At 68.1% G+C, this 17,197-nt stretch carries 23 protein-coding genes and 1 pseudogene; 13 read left to right on the top strand and 11 right to left on the bottom strand.

Translation table 11 applies throughout. The annotated features are described in order from the left end of the window. Positions 1–121: 121 nt before the first annotated feature. On the top strand, positions 122–1,444 hold the full coding sequence (locus DP939_RS39265; protein WP_147268314.1) for an MFS transporter: 1,323 nt from the start codon (positions 122–124) through the stop codon (positions 1,442–1,444). Positions 1,445–1,558: 114 nt separating this feature from the next. On the opposite strand, the gene DP939_RS39260 is transcribed toward DP939_RS39265, so the two are convergent. The 6 genes from DP939_RS39260 to DP939_RS39235 form a co-directional block, all read right to left on the bottom strand. Further along, complete coding sequence (locus DP939_RS39260; RefSeq protein WP_113985924.1) at positions 1,559–1,942, bottom strand: VOC family protein; 384 nt, start codon at positions 1,940–1,942, stop codon at positions 1,559–1,561. Then, entirely contained in the window at positions 1,929–2,300 is a 372-nt protein-coding gene (locus DP939_RS39255) for an ArsR/SmtB family transcription factor (RefSeq protein ID WP_113985923.1), read from the bottom strand. The genes DP939_RS39260 and DP939_RS39255 overlap by 14 nt, the downstream gene beginning before the upstream one ends. Further along, on the bottom strand, positions 2,287–2,721 hold the full coding sequence (locus DP939_RS39250; RefSeq protein ID WP_113985922.1) for an SRPBCC domain-containing protein: 435 nt from the start codon (positions 2,719–2,721) through the stop codon (positions 2,287–2,289). The genes DP939_RS39255 and DP939_RS39250 overlap by 14 nt, the downstream gene beginning before the upstream one ends. A gap of 516 nt (positions 2,722–3,237) precedes the next feature. After that, positions 3,238–3,699 (bottom strand): site-specific integrase, encoded by a 462-nt coding sequence (locus DP939_RS45680; RefSeq protein ID WP_147268313.1) that lies wholly within the window; start codon positions 3,697–3,699, stop codon positions 3,238–3,240. A gap of 245 nt (positions 3,700–3,944) precedes the next feature. Continuing rightward, on the bottom strand, positions 3,945–5,102 hold the full coding sequence (locus DP939_RS39240; protein ID WP_199565706.1) for a hypothetical protein: 1,158 nt from the start codon (positions 5,100–5,102) through the stop codon (positions 3,945–3,947). A gap of 32 nt (positions 5,103–5,134) precedes the next feature. After that, the gene (locus DP939_RS39235) at positions 5,135–5,677 is read right to left on the bottom strand and encodes a DUF4365 domain-containing protein (RefSeq protein ID WP_225878764.1); all 543 of its coding nucleotides are present in this window, start codon (positions 5,675–5,677) and stop codon (positions 5,135–5,137) included. Between the two features lie 1,076 nt (positions 5,678–6,753). Between DP939_RS39235 and DP939_RS39230 the strand changes: the two genes are divergently transcribed. Then, the gene (locus DP939_RS39230) at positions 6,754–7,206 is read left to right on the top strand and encodes a reverse transcriptase family protein (protein WP_199565705.1); all 453 of its coding nucleotides are present in this window, start codon (positions 6,754–6,756) and stop codon (positions 7,204–7,206) included. A gap of 77 nt (positions 7,207–7,283) precedes the next feature. Here the strand turns inward: DP939_RS39230 and DP939_RS39225 are convergent, their stop codons facing one another. Next, a complete protein-coding gene (locus tag DP939_RS39225) occupies positions 7,284–7,805 on the bottom strand; it encodes an EXLDI protein (RefSeq protein WP_113985918.1) in 522 nt (173 codons plus the stop codon). Between the two features lie 104 nt (positions 7,806–7,909). On the opposite strand from DP939_RS39225, the gene DP939_RS39220 reads away from it, so the two are divergent. The 4 genes from DP939_RS39220 to DP939_RS39205 all read left to right on the top strand — a co-directional run bounded on the left by DP939_RS39220 (position 7,910) and on the right by DP939_RS39205 (position 11,058). Continuing rightward, positions 7,910–8,515: an NAD(P)H-dependent oxidoreductase gene (locus DP939_RS39220; RefSeq protein WP_113985917.1), complete on the top strand. Its 606-nt coding sequence runs from the start codon at positions 7,910–7,912 to the stop codon at positions 8,513–8,515. Positions 8,516–8,575: 60 nt separating this feature from the next. After that, entirely contained in the window at positions 8,576–9,736 is a 1,161-nt protein-coding gene (locus DP939_RS39215; protein ID WP_147268312.1) for a sensor histidine kinase, read from the top strand. Continuing rightward, the gene (locus tag DP939_RS39210) at positions 9,733–10,386 is read left to right on the top strand and encodes a response regulator (protein ID WP_113985915.1); all 654 of its coding nucleotides are present in this window, start codon (positions 9,733–9,735) and stop codon (positions 10,384–10,386) included. Before DP939_RS39215 ends, DP939_RS39210 begins: the two co-directional genes overlap by 4 nt. 96 nt (positions 10,387–10,482) lie before the next feature. Further along, on the top strand, positions 10,483–11,058 hold the full coding sequence (locus tag DP939_RS39205) for a hypothetical protein (protein ID WP_113985914.1): 576 nt from the start codon (positions 10,483–10,485) through the stop codon (positions 11,056–11,058). On the opposite strand, the gene DP939_RS46525 is transcribed toward DP939_RS39205, so the two are convergent. Further along, positions 11,036–11,482: a hypothetical protein gene (locus DP939_RS46525; RefSeq protein ID WP_158578938.1), complete on the bottom strand. Its 447-nt coding sequence runs from the start codon at positions 11,480–11,482 to the stop codon at positions 11,036–11,038. The genes DP939_RS39205 and DP939_RS46525 overlap by 23 nt on opposite strands. A gap of 189 nt (positions 11,483–11,671) precedes the next feature. Between DP939_RS46525 and DP939_RS46520 the strand changes: the two genes are divergently transcribed. Next, a complete protein-coding gene (locus tag DP939_RS46520) occupies positions 11,672–12,271 on the top strand; it encodes a WD40 repeat domain-containing protein (protein ID WP_158578937.1) in 600 nt (199 codons plus the stop codon). A gap of 4 nt (positions 12,272–12,275) precedes the next feature. Here the strand turns inward: DP939_RS46520 and DP939_RS39190 are convergent, their stop codons facing one another. From DP939_RS39190 to DP939_RS39180, 3 genes are read right to left on the bottom strand one after another with little or no spacing between them, the layout of a single operon-like run. Further along, the gene (locus DP939_RS39190) at positions 12,276–13,070 is read right to left on the bottom strand and encodes an ABC transporter permease (RefSeq protein ID WP_113985911.1); all 795 of its coding nucleotides are present in this window, start codon (positions 13,068–13,070) and stop codon (positions 12,276–12,278) included. Further along, on the bottom strand, positions 13,067–13,948 hold the full coding sequence (locus tag DP939_RS39185; RefSeq protein ID WP_113985910.1) for an ABC transporter ATP-binding protein: 882 nt from the start codon (positions 13,946–13,948) through the stop codon (positions 13,067–13,069). The genes DP939_RS39190 and DP939_RS39185 overlap by 4 nt, the downstream gene beginning before the upstream one ends. Next, positions 13,945–14,304 carry a hypothetical protein gene (locus tag DP939_RS39180; RefSeq protein WP_113985909.1) on the bottom strand — a complete coding sequence of 120 codons (360 nt, stop codon included), beginning with the start codon at positions 14,302–14,304 and terminating at the stop codon, positions 13,945–13,947. The genes DP939_RS39185 and DP939_RS39180 overlap by 4 nt, the downstream gene beginning before the upstream one ends. A gap of 54 nt (positions 14,305–14,358) precedes the next feature. On the opposite strand from DP939_RS39180, the gene DP939_RS39175 reads away from it, so the two are divergent. The 6 genes and pseudogenes from DP939_RS39175 to DP939_RS49665 all read left to right on the top strand — a co-directional run. Beyond that, a complete protein-coding gene (locus DP939_RS39175) occupies positions 14,359–14,748 on the top strand; it encodes a GntR family transcriptional regulator (protein ID WP_113985908.1) in 390 nt (129 codons plus the stop codon). After that, the gene (locus DP939_RS39170; RefSeq protein ID WP_199565704.1) at positions 14,745–15,881 is read left to right on the top strand and encodes a DUF1648 domain-containing protein; all 1,137 of its coding nucleotides are present in this window, start codon (positions 14,745–14,747) and stop codon (positions 15,879–15,881) included. The genes DP939_RS39175 and DP939_RS39170 overlap by 4 nt, the downstream gene beginning before the upstream one ends. Positions 15,882–16,027: 146 nt before the next feature. Continuing rightward, positions 16,028–16,168, top strand: a complete 141-nt coding sequence (locus DP939_RS48285; protein WP_225878763.1) for a hypothetical protein — start codon at positions 16,028–16,030, stop codon at positions 16,166–16,168. 1 nt (position 16,169) lies between these two features. Further along, positions 16,170–16,397: a CU044_2847 family protein gene (locus tag DP939_RS39165; protein WP_263972375.1), complete on the top strand. Its 228-nt coding sequence runs from the start codon at positions 16,170–16,172 to the stop codon at positions 16,395–16,397. Further along, positions 16,394–16,807 carry a hypothetical protein gene (locus DP939_RS39160; protein ID WP_113985907.1) on the top strand — a complete coding sequence of 138 codons (414 nt, stop codon included), beginning with the start codon at positions 16,394–16,396 and terminating at the stop codon, positions 16,805–16,807. Before DP939_RS39165 ends, DP939_RS39160 begins: the two co-directional genes overlap by 4 nt. 263 nt (positions 16,808–17,070) lie before the next feature. Next, positions 17,071–17,197 (top strand): annotated as a pseudogene (locus tag DP939_RS49665) (IS256 family transposase); the annotation flags it as partial.

Here is a 17,197-nt window from a genome sequence, read left to right as displayed (position 1 = left end):
AACTATTATGTTCGGCTGCCGGAGGCTATAGTGCGATTCTCATGCGAACGGTGCCCGGTCCGCGGCCCGGTGGACGTGACCACCCCCCGACGGAACGGCCCTCGATCCCGGAGGTGTGTTCGTGACACCCCAAGCCCCCCGCCAGGACCAACTGCCCGCCGACACCCCTGCCCCCACGGTCCGAGTGTGGCCGATCCTGCTCGCGATGTTCGTGCTCAACGTCTTCGCCTACGCGGCGATCACCGGGGCTCTCCAGGTCCTGCTCCCCACGCAGGTACGGCTCATCGCCGGCGACGATGCCCCGTCCGCGCTCGCTCTGGTCACCGGGATCGCGGCGATCGCCTCGTTCGCCGTACCGCCGTTCATCGGAATCCTGTCGGACCGCACCCGGAGCCGGTGGGGCAGAAGGGCGCCGTGGATCTTCTTCGGCGGTCTCGGCACCGCCGGCTCACTGATGATGCTCGGCTCGGCCGGAACCGTGGCCGGGCTCGTCGTCGGCTGGTTCCTGATGCAGGCCCTGGTGAACATCGGGCTCAACGTCATCCTCGCGGCGATTCCCGACCGGATTCCCGCGCACCGGCACGGGCTCGCGAGCACGATCCAGGGGCTGGGGTTGCCTGTCGGCGCCATCGCCGGGGTGCAGATCGGCGCCTACTTCGTCGATTCGATCTTCACCGGGTACCTGCTCCTGGCCATTCTGGTGCCGCTCGCCTCACTGGTGAGCGCCTGGCTCACACGCGAGGCGCGCAGCGTCGCGACGGAGGTCCGTGAACGGCGGCCGGTGTTCACCGAACTGCGCCAGACGTTCGCCAGCCTGCGGTTCCGTGACTACCGCTGGGTCTTCATCTCCCGGGCCGTGCTCTATCTCGGCTTCGCCATGGTCAGCAGCTTCAACCTCTACATCATGCAGGACTACATCAAGCTGCCGCCCGGCATGACCGCGGCGCAGGCGGTCGCGATCGGCTCGTCGTTCCTGCTCCCGCTCACCGTGCTCGGCACCGCCATCGCCGGGCCGCTGGTCGACCGGTTCAAGCACCACCGGATGTTCGTGCTCGTGTCCGGGCTGGCGAGCGCGGGGTCGATGCTGATCCCGTTCGTGTGGCCGGTGTGGACCGCTTCGCTGATCAGCGGTGCCATCAGCGCCTTCGCCATGGGCCTGTACCTGGGCGTCGACCTCGCGCTGGCGACACTGGTCCTGCCCACGGACGGCGACACCGGCCGCGACCTCGGCGTGTTCCACATCGCGCTCACCGCACCGCAGGTCGTCGCCCCGTTCTTCGCCGCGCTGATCGTCAGCTCGCTCGGCGGCTACTCCCCCCTCTACCTCATCAGCGGAGCGATCTCGCTCCTCGGGGCCTCCGCGGTGCTCCGCGTCCGCGCCGACGCCACCACGGCGGCCACCGACCGGACACCCCCCGGACTCCTCCCCTCAGACGCGACCTGAAGCACGACCCATACGCGGTGGCCCCGCGTTTCGCGACCGGCCGGACGAGCGCGGAGCCGGACACATCGGCCACGGGCGGTTCCGCGCGCGAGTGACCTGCTCGTGGGCTTCGGATCAGCGGGACTCCGCGAGCAGGTGTACGACACCGGCCGGGTTCTTGATCCAGTGGGTGCGGGAATCGAGGTTCTGCAGGGGCTCGACCTCGTCGCACGGGTGGATGCCGATGCCGGCCAGCTCGCTCGTCGCCGCGTCCAGGTCGTCGGTGTGGAGCTGCAGCCACAGGTCGGGCCGGCTGTAGTTGTCGACACAGTCGAGCCACAGGGTATTGGGTCCGAATTGCACCGAATGAGTTCGTGAGACGGTCGGAGCGTAGGAGACGTCGTCTTCCTTGACGTCGAAGCCCAAAGTGTCGCGGTAGAAGGCCACAGTCGCCTCGTACTGTGCCTTGGGGATCTTCATGGCGATGTTCAGGCCGGCCGTGTATTCAGGCTTGCTCATGGTGGGTGACTCCTCGGTTCGTGTCGGTGGCGTCCAGTACGTCTTCCAGCGCGGCCAGCCGGTCGTCCCACCTGTTGGCGAGCCTGGCCAGCCACACCTGGGCGGTGCGGATGGCGGCCGGCTCCAACCGGTAGGGGTGGCGGCGGCCGGTCGGTTCGCCGGAGCTGATCAGGCCCGCTTCGGCGAGCTGGCTCAGGTGCTTGGCGACCGCCTGGCGGCTGATCGGCAAGCGTCGCGCGAGATCGGTGACGGTCGCGGGTCCGGTACGGGCGAGCTCTTCCAGCAGTGCCCGCCGCGTCGGATCGGTGAGCGCCACGAACACCGCGACGGCCTGCCCTTCCCCATCAGGCGGTCGCATCGAGGTAGGTCTCCAGGTCGACGAGCTCCATGTCCCACCCCTGGCTGTTGGCCTTGTGGGCGGACCGGGCCACATTGTCGGCGGCCTGGGCGAACCCGCTCTCCACCAGGCGCAGCCGGGTGCCGTCCGGCACCGGTTCCAGGGTGAAGTCCACATGGGTCCGGGGTGCGTCGTCCTCCGGCAGGCCCTCGATCGCCCACCTGAACGCGAAACGGTGTGGTGGATCGACCACCGCGATGGTGGCGACGGACTCCTGGCCGAGGTCGTCCCAGCGGAAGAACGCGCGCCCACCGGGCCGCAGATCGATCTCCGCCACCGAGCCGAACCACCGCGAGAGCCCTTCGGCGGTGGTCAGCGCCGCCCACACCCGCTCGATGGGGTGCCGCAGCACCACCACACGTTCGATCGCGTTCGAAACCATGCCCGCCCTCTCCTTCGCAACCTCCAGGTTGCCTATAATGGCAACGTACAGGTTGCCATCATCGCCCCGCAAGCCCGCCGCAGGAGCGCGACTCACCACGTATCCCGTAAAGGCGGTGGGCTTGATGCCAAAGGCGTGTGTACGCCCCGGTACCTCCAGAAGAGGTCTTCTCGGATCAGGCGCAGGATGAGCGCGCGGATGAAGCGGACTGTGGGTAGGCGCCCTGGCCGCTTCGGCCTTGGGTACGTGCTGATTGAAAACGCCCGGTTCGGTACCGTAATCACCTTCTTGTGTGGGGTGCTCATCGCTGCGCAAGGCCTGCCGGATTACGCCTAAGACATCATCGACACGTGCTGCGCCACGCCTATATCGGAGACACCAGCGGAGTGAGCCAGGAGTTTCGTTGCGATTACCAGTCAGGACGGCCGTCCCCCGCGAGGAAGCCGAGCCCCGATTGGATGAGGAAGCCGCCGACTGGCGGGGACTGAGGATGGTCGCGTACGCATAGAGTAGGCGTCACTCAAGATCGGAAAAATCGGTGCCGGTGTAGGTGTCGCGGGTGAAACTCGTGGACACGTGGCCGAGGGTTTCTTGAACGATTTTCGGTTTGACTCCGGCGGCGAGCATCGTGGAGGCGGATCGGTGGCAGTCCTGCTTCGTAGGCGAGCCGGTAGAACTGGTCGGTGAGGTGCTGGGGGTGCAGTGGGTGTCCGAGTTCGCCGGCGGAGACGAACCAGCTATTAGTCCAGTCCTGACCGGTGGCGAGTTGTTCTTTGGCCTGTTGGGCGCGTGGTGGCGCAGGGCGGCCACGCTTCCGGCGTCCATGGCGATGGTGCGGTCGCTGGCGTCGGTTTTCGGTTTGCCTTGGATGGGTTGCCAGTCGAGTTGGACGATCTGCCAGTTGATCCCGATAGTCTTGGCCAGCTCGTTGACCTCGCGCCGACTCAGGCTGGCGGCCTCGCCCCGGCGGGGGCTCAAGGAGCACTGTCCCGGCTCCATGGTATGGGCGGGTGACCGAGTCGTCCGAGAGTTTGCGCTCGTACCGGATCTGCCCGATCCCGCCCGCGATGTCGTCTATCGCCGGCGGCGACAATTTGAGAACGCCATATATACAAGATCAATGGGCATTGATCGCGACTCTTGGTGATTTTACGACGCCGACTCGCCATCGAATCCGTGGTATGGCTGTTGACTGAACATGCCGGTTGAAACCGGACGGTCGCTCAGTCCTCGGGGCGATCACCAAGGGTGTATCTCAGGAAGCTCGTGTCCAGATCAATGTCTCCCTGAAGCTTCCAGGCTCGCCGCTCGTAGACGAGGTCACCGATCACCGTGAGAGGTAGTTTGCTCTTATATGCTCTGATCGCCCAGTCGTGGTTTTCTCCGGCCAAGGGGATATGGACATTTCTAGTACGTCCGTTCACGTCGGCAAGAATGACTATGGTCGCGGCCTCGTCAGATGGATCGTCGAGTTCTTCTCGCGTAAGTGACTTCACAGGCCCAACGAGTCTCTCCCGGCGAGGGGGCTCTTCTTGGCGGGCTAATCGCTCTCGGACGCGCGAAATGGCAGGAAAGGCTTCACGTCGAAGCGTAATCGTCCCTGCTCTCACATCAGGCGCGTCCATCCCAAATGCCCAATCAAAGGACAAATTGAGGGCTCTAAGTGCAGGCGGCTGCGCGATCTCCTCTAACGATTCGAGGAGGCTGGCGCTGAGCCCGTAGGCGGCAGGATCGACCAGAGACTCTCTGGCGTGCCCTCGGGCGAGATCGTCGGTGGTTTGCAGTCCTCGCGCAAGCGTGGTCATCACCCTGCGAGAGAAGGGCTTTACCTTGCCTCTATCGGCCTCAATTGGGGCAGTTGGCTGCATCTCGTCGAGATCGAGCCTGGTCACAACGGTGAAGACGTAGCTTCCTCGCTTAGTGTGTCCAAGGCGAACCCCTTCGTCGAGGAAGTCGGTGACCGTAGCGGATCGCCTGCCACGGTGCGAGTGTGAGGGATCCGCCGCCGTCGTGGCAGCAGCACGCAACATCCGATAGATTGCATTGATTGTCGTTTCCGCCTGCTTGAACGGGATCGTGCCATCGGCCGCCGCTTGGTCAAGGCCGATGAACAGGCGGTCGGCTCTGGCGGCGACGATGTGCTCGTACAGCCTGTCGGCATCCCATCCGTTCACGCGTCCGATCGCTCGGAGCGCATCATAAAACCGCTCGGCGAAGTCGGCGAAGTCGGTAGCAAGCGGCAGCATGATGCGGGCGACGGCACCATGTCGAGCGTCGGACAGTCGCCAGATCTCCCTTATGTGATCTTGACGTGACTCTAGTTCCCATGCCTGAGAGGCCAGAAACTGGGATACGGCAGTGGGAGCGAGGTTGTTCGTCAACTCCTTGATGGAGGACTCTAAGGGTGATCGTTTCACCTGCCGCCTCCGTCTCCGATGGTTCTCATGATGCCAAGAAGCCTCTCTACATCAAAGAGGTTACTCCTTGGTAGGTGAACCGTTTTCGACCCCTGGCCTTCAGGAATCTCTCCCAGTTTTGCCGCATACTCCCAGTACATGCCACCTTCGAGGAGCAGCTGCTCCTCGCTCTGGTTCAGCCACGATCCAGCGTCCTCCGGCACCAGCAGTACGCCCAGCAGAGCAGGCGTGAAACGTTTGGGGTTGATCAGCTTTCGCAACGGCTCCGCCTTCATCTGCCAGACGATGTGGTCATCCTTGAGTAGGTCCTGCTGAGCAGTGCACTTGAGCTGCAGCTCGAACTCCGGGCCGTACCAGGTTTCGTACTCGGCGGACGAGGCGATGGTGATGTCGACTCCGTCAACGTCGGTGCGGTGGTCCTTGATCCAGCAGCCTGCGGCGGTCACCACCATGTGTGTGTAGGCGAGACTCAATTGCTCCTTCCGTTGCGGATCGGGCAGACCGCCATCAAGTGAGACAACAGGTAACTCCTCAACCACGCCATGTCACCGTCATTCGCAGTTCGCCATCCCTCGCCGTATCCCGATAAATCGTCGCTACGACAAACCGGAACGTTACATCCCGCAATCGGAAGCATGGATACACTTCCGCATATTTGTTTGCGAGCCGGGAGGTAAAGGCTGTGCCAATAGGGTGGAAAACCGGCAAGTCGCCATTAAGCGGCTAAAACGGATGCTTGGGCAAGCGCTGGCATGGTTCAGAGCCCATAGCGGCAAACCGGGCCGCCGCCGCCACCTGGGAAGGCTGCTTTCCGAGCCGACAGAGCCTTTGGATGCGCCCGCGTGAAGAGCCATTCACCGCCATCGGCTGGAAGTCGGAAAGGAAGCGCTGGTGACGTAGTGCGGCGGGGTCCAGTACATCCACTCGTCGGCCGCTGCTCGGACAGCAGAGGATGTGCTAACGCAGTCAGGGCGGCCTGAGCGGCCTAGTACTGCCGCCGGTGCGCCCAGAGATCAAGGAGGTGGTCGTCCAGCGACCAGAACCTGATCACAAGCTCGTCGTCGCCTGCCGGTGTGAGTCCGGTCCGGGTAATCGCCAGGGAGCCCGGTAGCAGGCTGGCGGCTTGGTCTGGAAACGGGCCGGGTCGAAGCCCAGCGTCGAAAGCCCATTTGGGGGAGCAACTGAGCGGTCCGTAGCGGAAGCGAAGCCTGCCGCGTCGTTAGACACCAAGAGAGAGCCGAGCCGGGCGGTTCACGGCGAAGGCCATCGAAGCGGTGAAGATCCTGGAAAGGCAGCCGCGAGGAACTCTCCGGCGTAAGAGGGCGCGGAACGTTCAGAAGGTGGCGTCGGGAACTGGGGAGGCCCTCCCCGGCCGAAGCGTGCTGCGGATAGGCGTGGACAACGCCGTCCTATAACCGGTGAGGAGCCGGGAAGTGGGCGGCGGCTGGGAGGGAGTCGGAGGCGGTCGTAGTACTGATCGAGCCGCAGGACACACAACCTGTGGTGAGGGAAGGGCCGCTGCTTCGTTCATGCGCGAGATTGCGAGATGCGACTGGTGAGTGCCGTATCGGCTAGGTCCACCCTGGCGGCTGTCTGTGGGGACAGAGTCCGCGCCTTGCAGCACGCGCTCTACCGGGCGGCCAAGGCCGACCCGAATCGACGGTTCCACGCGCTGTTCGACAAAGCCCATCGTAGGGACGTGTTGGAACGGGCGTGGCAGGACGTGTGCCGCAACCGCGGCGCGGCCGGCATCGACCGCGTCACCCTGGCGGATGTCGGGGAGTACGGCGTGGCCCGGCTCCTTGATGAGCTGGCCGCGGAGTTGAAGGGCAAGCGGTATCGGCCGCTGCCGAACCGGCGGGTGTTCATCCCGAAGCCGGGTTCTGGCGAGCAGAGGCCGTTGTCGATTCCTTCTGTCCGTGACCGGATCGTGCAGGCGGCTGTGAAGCTCGTGCTCGAGCCGATCTTCGAGGCCGACATGCAGGACTGCTCGTTCGCGGCCCGCGGTGGTCACCGTGCCGGGCTTTGGGCGCACAGCCGGAAACAGGTCAAAAGGCGGCCTTGTTGAGGGCGGGGATGGTGTGGCGTTTGTCCAGGTAGTTCTTGCGAAGCGCCTCCACCTGCAGTACCGGCTCGGTGGCCGTGTTAGAGGTCGAGGTGTTCGATGTGGCTGGCGTTGTCGTCCGTCTCCGCCCGGGCCTGCGCGATCAGCTCGGCGGGGGCGAGTTCGGTGAGTTCGTCCAGGGACGGGCGTACTTCGAAGATCCGGCGGTTCTCCACCTCGGAGGGATCGAACGATTCGATGTCGCCGGAAGCCTGACCACCGCCACCCGTCCAGTAGTTCCAGTTGACGGAGGAGCGTTCGAAGTAGACCCAGAAACCCTTGGGCGTGGTGTAGAGGCGGCGGGAGACCTGGGTCGTGCCGCTGTTCTCCGTCGTGTTGGCGCGCACGACGAGCCTTCCGGGGAAGACCTTGAGCCTGGGCGCGCCCGGCCCGCCGACGTCCACCCGGATCTCCTCGAAGCCGGTGGCTTCGAGCTTCCTCTTCTCGATCACCATTCGCAGCCCTTCCATCAGGGCGCTCGACAGTGACCCGCCGATCTCGTCGCGGTGGGCCTCGATGAACGCCAGGTCTTCCACGTTCAGATAGATCGTCTTGCTGGGCATGGCCGACTTTCAGCTATGTATACGTACACACATAAGGATACGCATGGCCAGCGGTGGTATGAGACCCTTTCCCTCCAGGAAAGCGGTAATGAAGGGATCTGCGCGTGCGTATCGGCGTCTACCTCGCCCACCCGAGGCCGGGCAGTTTCAACGGGGCCCTGTTCGACGCGGTCGTGGACGAGTTGCGGGGGCTGGGGGCCGACGTCCGGGCGCACGACCTGTACGCCGAGGGGTTCGACCCGGCGTTGGCGGCCGCCGAGACCGAGACCGTGGCCGATGGCGGGCCGTCCGTTGACGACCTGGTCCAGGCGCACCGGGCCGAGGTCGCCGAGCTGGACGCCCTGGTGTTCGTGCATCCCAACTGGTGGGGCATGCCGCCCGCGATGCTGGCCGGGTGGGTGCAGCGGGTGCTCGTGCCCGGCGTCGCGTACAAGCTGGGCACGGCCGACGGTGAGCCCGCCGGGCTGCTCAAGGCCGGGCGGGCGCTGGTGCTCAACACCTCCGACACCCCGGCCGAGCGCGAGCGGGACGAGTTCGGTGACCCGTTGCAGCGCATCTGGAGCGCTTGCGTGCTGCCCTATGTCGGGGCCGTGGACGTACGCCGGACGGTCTTCCGCACGGTGACCGGCTCGGGCGAGGCGCAGCGGGCCGCCTGGCTGCGCGAGGCCCGCGAACTGGCCGCCGCCCTGCTCGACCCGCCCGCCGCCTAGCTCCGAAATCCCTCGTACGACGGATGTGATCATGCCGGTACCGGGGGCGATACTGGGCGGATGTCGGATCGGTTCCGTGGTTTCCGTTTCCCCGCCCGGCCTGTGGACGTGCTGGTCGCCACGGCGGTCGGCGTCGCGGTGTTCGTCCCGTTCGGTACGGCGCGGGAGGTGACGGCGCTCGGGGTGGTGCTCAACCTCGGGACGGTCGTGCCGCTGGTGTGGCGGCGGCGGGCGCCGTTCGCGGTCGCGCTGGTCGTGGCGTGCTTCGCGCTGGGGGTGTCGCTGCATCACCGGCCGGGCCAGATGGTGCAGTACGGCGCCCTTGTGGCCGTCTACACCCTCGCCGACCTGGGACGACACCGCTGGCAGCGCTGGGGCTTCATCGGCGTGCTGACGCTGACGATCCCGCCAGGCGCGCTGCTGGTGAAGGACAACAACGCGGGCGAGTTGATGTTCACGCTGCTCCTGCCCATGACGGCGTTCCTGCTCGGCACGCTGGCGCGTACCTCGCGGGAGCGCTCGGACGCGCTGGCCGAGCGTTCCGCGCAGCTCGAACGCGAGCGCCAGGCCGAGGCGGCGCGGGCGGCGGCCGAGGAGCGGGCCCGCATCGCCCGCGACATGCACGACGTGCTCGCGCACGCCGTCAGCATCATGGTCGTCCAGGCCGAGGCCGGCCCCGTGGTCGTCCGCACCGACCCCGGCCAGGCCGAACGCGTCTTCGACACGATCGCCGTCGCGGGCCGGGACGCGATGGCCCAGTTGCGCCGCACGCTGGGCGTGCTCAAGGAGGAGCACGACCACGGCGTACGCGCGCCGCGGCCCACCATCGGCGCACTGCCCGGCCTGGTCGAGCACGTCGACCGCACCCAGGTGCGGGTGCGGCTCATGGTCGAGGGCGTACCTCGTGACCTGCCCGCGGACGCCGACCTGGCGGCGTACCGGATCGTCCAGGAAGCGCTCACCAACACCGTCAAGCACGCCGACGCGCGCGCGGCCGAGGTCCGGCTCCGCTGGACCGGCCACGAACTGGAGATCACCGTGACCGACGACGGCAAAGGCCAGGACCAGGGAGACCCGGGCTGGCGGCGGGGCGGCGACGGCCTGATCGGCATCCGTGAGCGCGTCGCCGCCTGCGGCGGCACGGCCGAGGCCGGTCCGCTGCCCGGCGGCGGTTTCCGGGTCTTCGCCCGCCTCCCGTACGCCGCGGCGGTGGCCGCGTGATCCGCGTGGTGCTCGCCGACGACCAGGAACTGGTCCGCAGCGGCTTCGCGATGATCCTGGACGCCCAGCCCGACATCGAGGTGGTCGCCGAGGCGGGCGACGGCCGCGCCGCGATCAGCGCCGTACGCGAGCACGACCCCGACATCGTGCTGCTCGACATCCGCATGCCGGACCTGGACGGCATCGAGGCCGCGAAGCTCGTGTGCGCCGAGACCAGGACCCGCGCGATCATGCTCACCACGTTCGACCAGGACGACTACGTCTACGACGCCCTCTACGCCGGTGCCAGCGGGTTCCTGCTCAAGGACGTACGCCGCGACGACCTGGTACACGCGGTCCGCGTGGTGGCGGCGGGCGAGTCGCTGCTCGCGCCCACCGTCACCCGCCGCCTCATCGCCGACATCACCCGCAACCGCCCGCGCGCCGGCACCACCGCCGCCGAGCGGCTGTCGGTCCTTACCGAACGCGAGCGCGAGACCCTGCGCCACCTCGGCCGCGGCCTGTCCAACGCGGAGATCGCCGCGTCCATGGTCGTCAGCGAGCACACCGTGAAGACCCACGTGAGCAACGTCCTGGCCAAGCTCGGCATCCGCGACCGCGTCCAGGCCGTGATCGCCGCGTACGAGACCCGGCTGATCGAGCTTTCCTGACAGGTGACGGCTCCCTCGCGCGGGGGAGCCGCGCCCGCCCGAAGACCGCTCGCGGCGGCGATCCGCCCGGCGGCCGGTTTCCCGAAGATCGATCGCATGAAGAGAATCGCCTTCCATCTCGCCCCGGCGCTCATGCTCGCCTACGGCGTCGTCCGGCTCATCGACGGCCGCGACGGGCAGCACGGACCCGGACCCGCCTGGACGACCGGCCACGTGATCTTCCTGGTCTCCCTCCTGCTGTACGGCTGGGTGATCGCGGGCCTGTACGCCCGCGTCAGGACAGGCGGCCCCGCCCACCGCGTCGTGGCCGCCATCGGGGCCGCGGTCGCCGCCTTCGGGCTGGTGATGTTCGTCCGCGTCGCGATCATCGACATCGTGATCGGCCTGGAGGCCGCGGACGCCGCCGAGAAGAGCGCCCTGGGCGCCCGGTACGCGGACGTCCCCGCCGTACTTCCCCAGGTGGTCTACGAGATCGGCCCGGTGTTCTTCATGGCCGGGCTGCTGGCGCTGCTCGTGCAGTACGCGATCACCGGCCCCGGCCGCAACGCCCTCGCCCCCGTACTGGTCACCCTCGGCTTCGTCGCCATCACGGTCGATCTGAACTACCTGCCCGCCGGCGCGGCGCTGATCTGGCTCGCCCTCGCCCTGGTCACCCGCGAGCGGACGACGTAGCGGCGATCGGGCCAAGCGCCTCCGTGGCGTTTCGCAGCATCCGGTCCAGCCGCTTTCTGTGCTCTTCCAGCGGTACCCGATTTTCCGCGACCAGCCGCCGCTGCAGGGCGAGTTCGGCGGCCAGCCAGATCCGCACGAATCCCGACTCGTTCTTGCACCCGATGTCGTCGAGCGCGGCCTGGCGCTCGGCGTCCGTAGGCGGAATTCCGTGTTTCCGCTGCTCTTTCGTCGGATTCGGATGCGCGGCCATTCGCTGGGAGGTCCAGTAGGAGTAGGGGGCGTTGACCGGGTCCTTGTAATCGTGCCCCCTGCGGGCCATGCAGCGTTTCCATTCCGCGGCGGCACTTTGCACGGCCCGGTCGTTTCGCGAGGTCTTCCAGGCCCTGGTTTCGAGTGGCGACACCGGGTTTGCCGCCTTGCCCACACCCTGCTCGATCCGGCGGTTCGCCGCGCCACGGCAGCCGCCCTCGGGCAGGCCGCGAATCCGGGTTGGACGGTCGCGTTCCAGGGGGACGCGATCCTCGCCACCGGGGGCGGCGGTGCCACCGGGCTCCGGCTGTGGGATCTGTCGGACCCGCGCCGGGCGCGGCCGATCGGCGCGATCAAGGAGAACATGGGCGTGCTGAACGCGGCCTTCGGCCCGCGCGGCGCGCTGCTCGCGGTCGTCCAGGACCGCGACGTGCACCTGTGGCGCGTGGCCGACCCGCGCCACCCCGTACGTCTCGCCGGTTTCACCGCCCACCCGTACTCGGTGCGGAAGGTCGTCTTCAGCCGGAACGGGCGCACGCTGGCGACCGCCGGTCTCGACGGCACCGCCCGCCTGTGGGACGTGAGCACTCCCGAGCGGCCCCGCCCGCTGGCCGTCATGTCAGGACATGTCGGAGGTGTTCAGTCGGTCGCGATCAGCCCGGACGGCCGGGCGCTCGCGACCGCCGGAATGGACGGCACCGTACGCCTGTGGGACGTGTCCGCCATGGCCCGCCCGGTGCTGCGGGCCGTGCTCTCCGGGCACGGCGACCGGGTGCACGCGGTCACGTTCGGCCCCGGAGGGCGCGTGCTGCTCACCTCAGGGGAGGACCGCACCGCCCGCCTGTGGATCACCGACCCCGAGCGGGTCGCCGCACAGGTGTGCGCGCTGGCGCACCCCCGCGTCACCGAACGCGAGTGGGCCAGGTACTTCCCCGGCCTGGAGTACCGGCCGCCGTGCCGCTGATCGCTCACAGGATGTCGCGCCGCAAGGGGGCCGCCACCGCGATGGCGACCGCGATCAGGGCATAGCAGACCAGTACGGCGGCCCCTGCGGGCGCGGACAGCAGGTGGGCCGAGGCGGTGCCGGTCTGGTCGGCGATGGCGTTCGCCAGATAGGTGAAACCGGTCAGCGCGGCGGTGGCGCCGCCCGGCAGATAGGGGTAGAGCGCCTTGATCCCCGGGATGAGCATCAGCACGGTCTCGACCATGTAGAAGTACGCGCCGACGGCGACGAGGGCGGTCACCTGGTTGCGCAGCAGCGCGCCCACGGCGACGCCCAGCAGGGTGTAGACGGCCATGGTCAGGGCGATGCGGGCGAGCAGGGCCGCGATCGTGACGGCCGGAAGGCCGAGCGTGATGCCCTTGAGCGTGGCCACGGCGAGGAGAGCGCCGCCGGTCACGGCCGCGGCGATCACGCCGTAGACCAGCCCCGCGCCCGTGTAGATCGCCAGCTTGGCCGCCAGCCAGGTCCAGCGCCGGGGAGCGAACAACGTCGTGGTGGTGATGGTCCGGTGCCGGTATTCGGCGGACACGGCGATGGTGCCGAGCAGGGCGGGGGCGAAGACGGTGAAGCCGAGCAGGCCGAGCAGCGTGTGGGCGCCCTCGGCGGTGTCCAGGCCGGGCAGTGGCGGGGTGAAGTTCTCCGGCCCGGCGAGCGCGAGCAGGCCGACGGCGGCCCCGCTGCCCAGCGCGGCCAGCAGGCCCCACAGCCACAGCGTCGTGCCGGTCAGACGCGTCCATTCCGCACGCAGCAGTGCGCTCATCGGGAACCTCCGGTGAGGTGCAGGAACGCCTGTTCGAGGGTGGGACGTTCGGGGGTGATCTCGTGCAGCGCGATGCCGTACGAGGTGGCCGCGGCGGCGACCTCGGCGGTGCCCAGGCCGTGGATTCGCAGGAGATCCGGTTCTGGGCGCTCCACCCGGGCCCCGCTCGCCGTCAGCCTCGCCGCGAACTCATCGGCTCGCGGGGCGCGGACCAGCACGGTGGCCGTGCCGTACAGACCGCTGATGGGGCCGGTGGTGACCAGCCGCCCGTCACGGATCACCACCACGTGGTCGGCCATGTGCTCGATCTCGCCTAGCACATGGCTGGAGATCAGGACGGTACGTCCGTCGGCGGCCAGTTCGCGGACGAAGCGCCGCAGCCAGGCGATGCCTTCCGGGTCCAGGCCGTTGCTCGGTTCGTCCAGCAGCAGCACCCGGGGGTCGCCGAGCAGCGCGGTGGCCAGGCCGAGGCGCTGCCGCATGCCGGTGGACAGCGTACGCGTGGGACGGCCCGCGAAGGCCGACACCCCGGTCAGGTCGGCGACCTCCTCGACCCTGGCCATGCCGTACCGGCCCATCCGCGCGTAGACCCGCAGGTGGTCGCGGGCGGTGTGGGCGGGGTGGAAGCCCGCGCCGTCCAGTACGGCTCCGACGGCGGCCGACGGGCGGCGCAGGTCCGCGTAGCGCCGCCCGCCGAACGTGGCGGTGCCGGACGTCGGCGCGACCAGGCCCAGCATCATTCGCATCGTGGTGGTCTTTCCTGCGCCGTTCGGCCCCAGGAACCCCGTCACCAGGCCCGCCCCGGCCTCGAAGCTCAGGTCGGTGACGGCGCTGATCGGCCCGTACGTCTTGGTCAGGCCGCGCACCTCGACGTTCATGCCGGCACCGCGAGCAGCCGCCGCCGAAGCGGCTCGGCGTCCGGGACGCTGAGGACCAGCTCGTCGTGGCCCGCCATCGGGCTCTTCAGGATGATCTGCAGCCCGCCGACGTCCCGCCGGGCGGCGGTCAGGCGCTTGACCCCGCTCGGCGACGTCCAGGTGCCGATCTTGACGACGCCGGAGACGAGCAGGCCGCGGTACGTGCCCTTGGCGACCTTCAGCGGCCGGTCGATCAGGCGCACCTCGGCGATCTCCGTCAGCGGCACGCTCACCGTGCCGGTCCTGGTGAACAGCCGCGCCCACGGGGCGAAACGGACGGTCAGCGTGTCCTGGTGGATCTCTACGTGCAACATCATCTGTCCTCCTATCGCTATCTGTTCTATTAGTTGTATATCAGATAGAGTGCTGGCGTGCAGTTGACCCTTGACCTCGACAGCGAGGTCCCGATCTACCAGCAGATCCGGGACCGGATCGTGGAGGCGATCGCCAGGGGGCAGGCGCGCGAAGGCGACCCGCTCCCCTCCACGCGGCAGCTCGCCGCGGATTTCGGCATCAACTTCCATACCGTGAGCAAGGCCTATGACCTGCTGCGACAGCAGGGCATCATCCGGATCAACCGCAAGAGCGGCGCGGTCGTACGACGTGACGCCGCCACGGGCCCGCCCGAGGCGGGCTTCGCCGACGACTGGGAGGAACGCGTGCGTGTGCTGCTGGCGGAGGCCACCGTCCATGGCATGGACCGGCAGGATGTGCTGCGCCGCTGCGAGGCCCTGCTGACCGGTTTCGAGGAGGGGCCGTGATCCTGCTCCTCTGCGCCGGACTCATCCTGATCGCGCTGGTCACGTCCCTGATGCTGGCGCTTCCGGCACTGGCCGGGCCCACCCTGCCGTTCGGGGTCCGCGTGGGCGTCCAGCGGACCGGCGATCCCGCCATCGCCGCGGCCCGCCGGTCCTACACCCGTCTGACCCTCCTGGTGGCCGGGATCGCCGCGGTGCTCTCGCCCCTGGCCCTGCCGGTCACCGGATCCGCCGTCATCTCCGCGACGGTGGTGCTGGTCGCGGACCTGCTGCTCTTCTACCGCGCCCATCGCACGATCCGCGCCGCCAAACTCGCCGGCGGGTGGGCGTCCGAACGCCGCCAGGCCGTCACCGTGGACACCACCTTCCGCACCGACCCGGTGCGGGTGCCCTGGCCATGGGGTCTTCCCGCGCTGGCCGTCCTGCTGCTCACCGCCGGTGTCGGCTGGGCGCGTTACGGGGGACTGCCGCCCACGCTGCCGCCGTTCCCCGGGTACGGCACGGCCCCCGCCCAGCGTGAGCCGACCACCCTGCTGACCGCCTTCCAGCCGGTGATCTACCAGCTCGCCGTCATCGTGATCGTCCTCGCCACCGTCGCGGCCGTGCTGCGCGCCCGCCCCGAGCTCGACGCCGCCCGCCCCCGCGGCTCGGCCCGCCGCTACCGCGTCTACCTGCGCGGCGTCGCCACGCTGTCACTGCTGTCCGCGGCCTGCCTGAACCTCAGCCTGTTCCTCGCCGCCCTGCCGCTCTGGGAGATCGCCACCCCCGGCACCGCCTGGGCGGCGGCCACCGTCGCCCCGCTCGTCGCACTCCTGGGCGCCTGGCTGACCTGGACGATCAAGGTAGGTCAGTCCGGCCACCGGCTCCCCGCCCTCCCCGGCGAGGAAGAGGAGGACTCCGGAGCCGCCCAGCGCGACGACGACCGCCACTGGCACCTCGCCGGCGCCGTCTACGCCAACCGCCGCGACCCGGCCCTCCTCGTCCACGCCCGCCTCGGCCCCTCCTCCTGGACCCTCAACCTCGGCCACCCCATCGCCTGGCTCCTGCTCGGCATCCTCACCCTCACCCTGACCGTCCTCGCGGCCCTGGCCTTGGCCGGAGTCGTCGATCTCCCGGAGAAGCACAGCCTCTTTTGATGAAATGGACATTATTATCCGGTTCACTTGCTCGTGGGATTCGGTGGTCACGCTTTCATAAGCCCTCCTAACCTCCGAATCTTGGGGCAAGGTAATTGGCGGGGCCCGCAAGCCGAGCGAAAGTCAGGGTGGCCGAAGGAGAAACGGTGACCTATCTCGTGGAGTTGCCGGTAGAAGGCGCGGGCGGGCGCGTCGCAGTGGTGAAGGTCCAGGTCGGGCACGTGGAGGACGGCCTGGTCAAAGTCGCCAGGCCAGGTCGTCGCGCGGGCCACACGCTCACTGGGTGACATGCTGGCCGCGGTCAGACCGGTCGCGCAAAACTTCGTCGATGGCTTCCAGGGCATGGTGGAAAGGCCCGATGAGATCAGCGTTGAGTTCGGTCTGTCCCTGTCGGCCGAGGCCGATGTGGTGATCTCCAGTACGTCGGCGCAGGCCAGCTTCAAAGTATCGCTCGTCTGGCGGAAAGAGCCCACTGATCCGGCCATCTCCGCGCAGGAAAACGAGGCGGCATCGTGACCGCGATCGAGCCCGGGTCCTTCGCCGTCGGTTCAGGCCCGAACATCCTCGAATCGGCCGTACTCCAGATCCGCGACCGGCAGGGCGAACCGGTGGGAGTGGGCTTTCTGATCACCGAAGAGCTGGCATTGACCTGCGCGCACGTGGTCAACGCCGCGCTCGGGACGCCCCCGGACATCGAGCCCGCCGCCCGCGTCCGGATCGATGTCACGCTTCCCCTGCTGCGTGCTCCTGCGCAGCCGCGCATCACGGCGAGTGTTGAGCACTGGTCGGCCTGGCAGCCCTCCGGCGCCGGTGACGTGGAAGCCCAACGTCCTCAACGACGGCAGCGGCGGGCCGCTGCGGCTGGATGCCGCGCGATGGCGATGGAAGCTGTGCGACGTGATCGCCGGCTCGGATTTCACACCTGACGAGAGAGCCAGCCTGCCGATAAGCGTGCCCGCACAGCCGGTATGCCGCTCACCCCGATAAGTACCCGGGGAACGCCGCTGGGCGCCGGGAACCACGGCCCTCGTCAGAAATAGGCGGTTTGTCGGTGATGATGTGTCGTCCGGGGTTGCGTCCACGGAAGTGGTGTACGAGTTTGACCAGGTCACAAGCGTGGCGACGAGGAACGAGAACGGCCATCGCGTGATCCTTCGAATGCACAGTTCAAGATCGAAGGAGACCAGCGATGGCCGCAGACAACAGTGTGACGCCCCAGCAGTGGCTGACGAAGCAACTCCAGACCGATGACCCCGACATGTTGCGCTCCATGGTGAAGACCATGGCCGAGGCGTTGATGTCGGCCGAGGCCGACA

This window comes from Spongiactinospora rosea (assembly GCF_003315795.1).
GTDB lineage: Bacteria > Actinomycetota > Actinomycetes > Streptosporangiales > Streptosporangiaceae > Spongiactinospora > Spongiactinospora rosea.
Note: the sequence above shows the minus strand (reverse complement) of the source record. Positions and strands in the feature narration are given on the sequence as shown.

Coding starts and splice junctions, on each gene's coding strand:
- DP939_RS39165 (WP_263972375.1), top strand. CDS start 16,170: ATGCTGGCCGCGGTCAGACCGGTCGCGCAAAACTTCGTCGATGGCTTC.
- DP939_RS46520 (WP_158578937.1), top strand. CDS start 11,672: ATGGGCGTGCTGAACGCGGCCTTCGGCCCGCGCGGCGCGCTGCTCGCG.
- DP939_RS39225 (WP_113985918.1), bottom strand. CDS start 7,805: ATGCCCAGCAAGACGATCTATCTGAACGTGGAAGACCTGGCGTTCATC.
- DP939_RS39185 (WP_113985910.1), bottom strand. CDS start 13,948: ATGAACGTCGAGGTGCGCGGCCTGACCAAGACGTACGGGCCGATCAGC.
- DP939_RS39260 (WP_113985924.1), bottom strand. CDS start 1,942: ATGAGCAAGCCTGAATACACGGCCGGCCTGAACATCGCCATGAAGATC.
- DP939_RS39180 (WP_113985909.1), bottom strand. CDS start 14,304: ATGATGTTGCACGTAGAGATCCACCAGGACACGCTGACCGTCCGTTTC.
- DP939_RS39190 (WP_113985911.1), bottom strand. CDS start 13,070: ATGAGCGCACTGCTGCGTGCGGAATGGACGCGTCTGACCGGCACGACG.
- DP939_RS39205 (WP_113985914.1), top strand. CDS start 10,483: ATGAAGAGAATCGCCTTCCATCTCGCCCCGGCGCTCATGCTCGCCTAC.
- DP939_RS39215 (WP_147268312.1), top strand. CDS start 8,576: ATGTCGGATCGGTTCCGTGGTTTCCGTTTCCCCGCCCGGCCTGTGGAC.
- DP939_RS39250 (WP_113985922.1), bottom strand. CDS start 2,721: ATGGTTTCGAACGCGATCGAACGTGTGGTGGTGCTGCGGCACCCCATC.
- DP939_RS39255 (WP_113985923.1), bottom strand. CDS start 2,300: ATGCGACCGCCTGATGGGGAAGGGCAGGCCGTCGCGGTGTTCGTGGCG.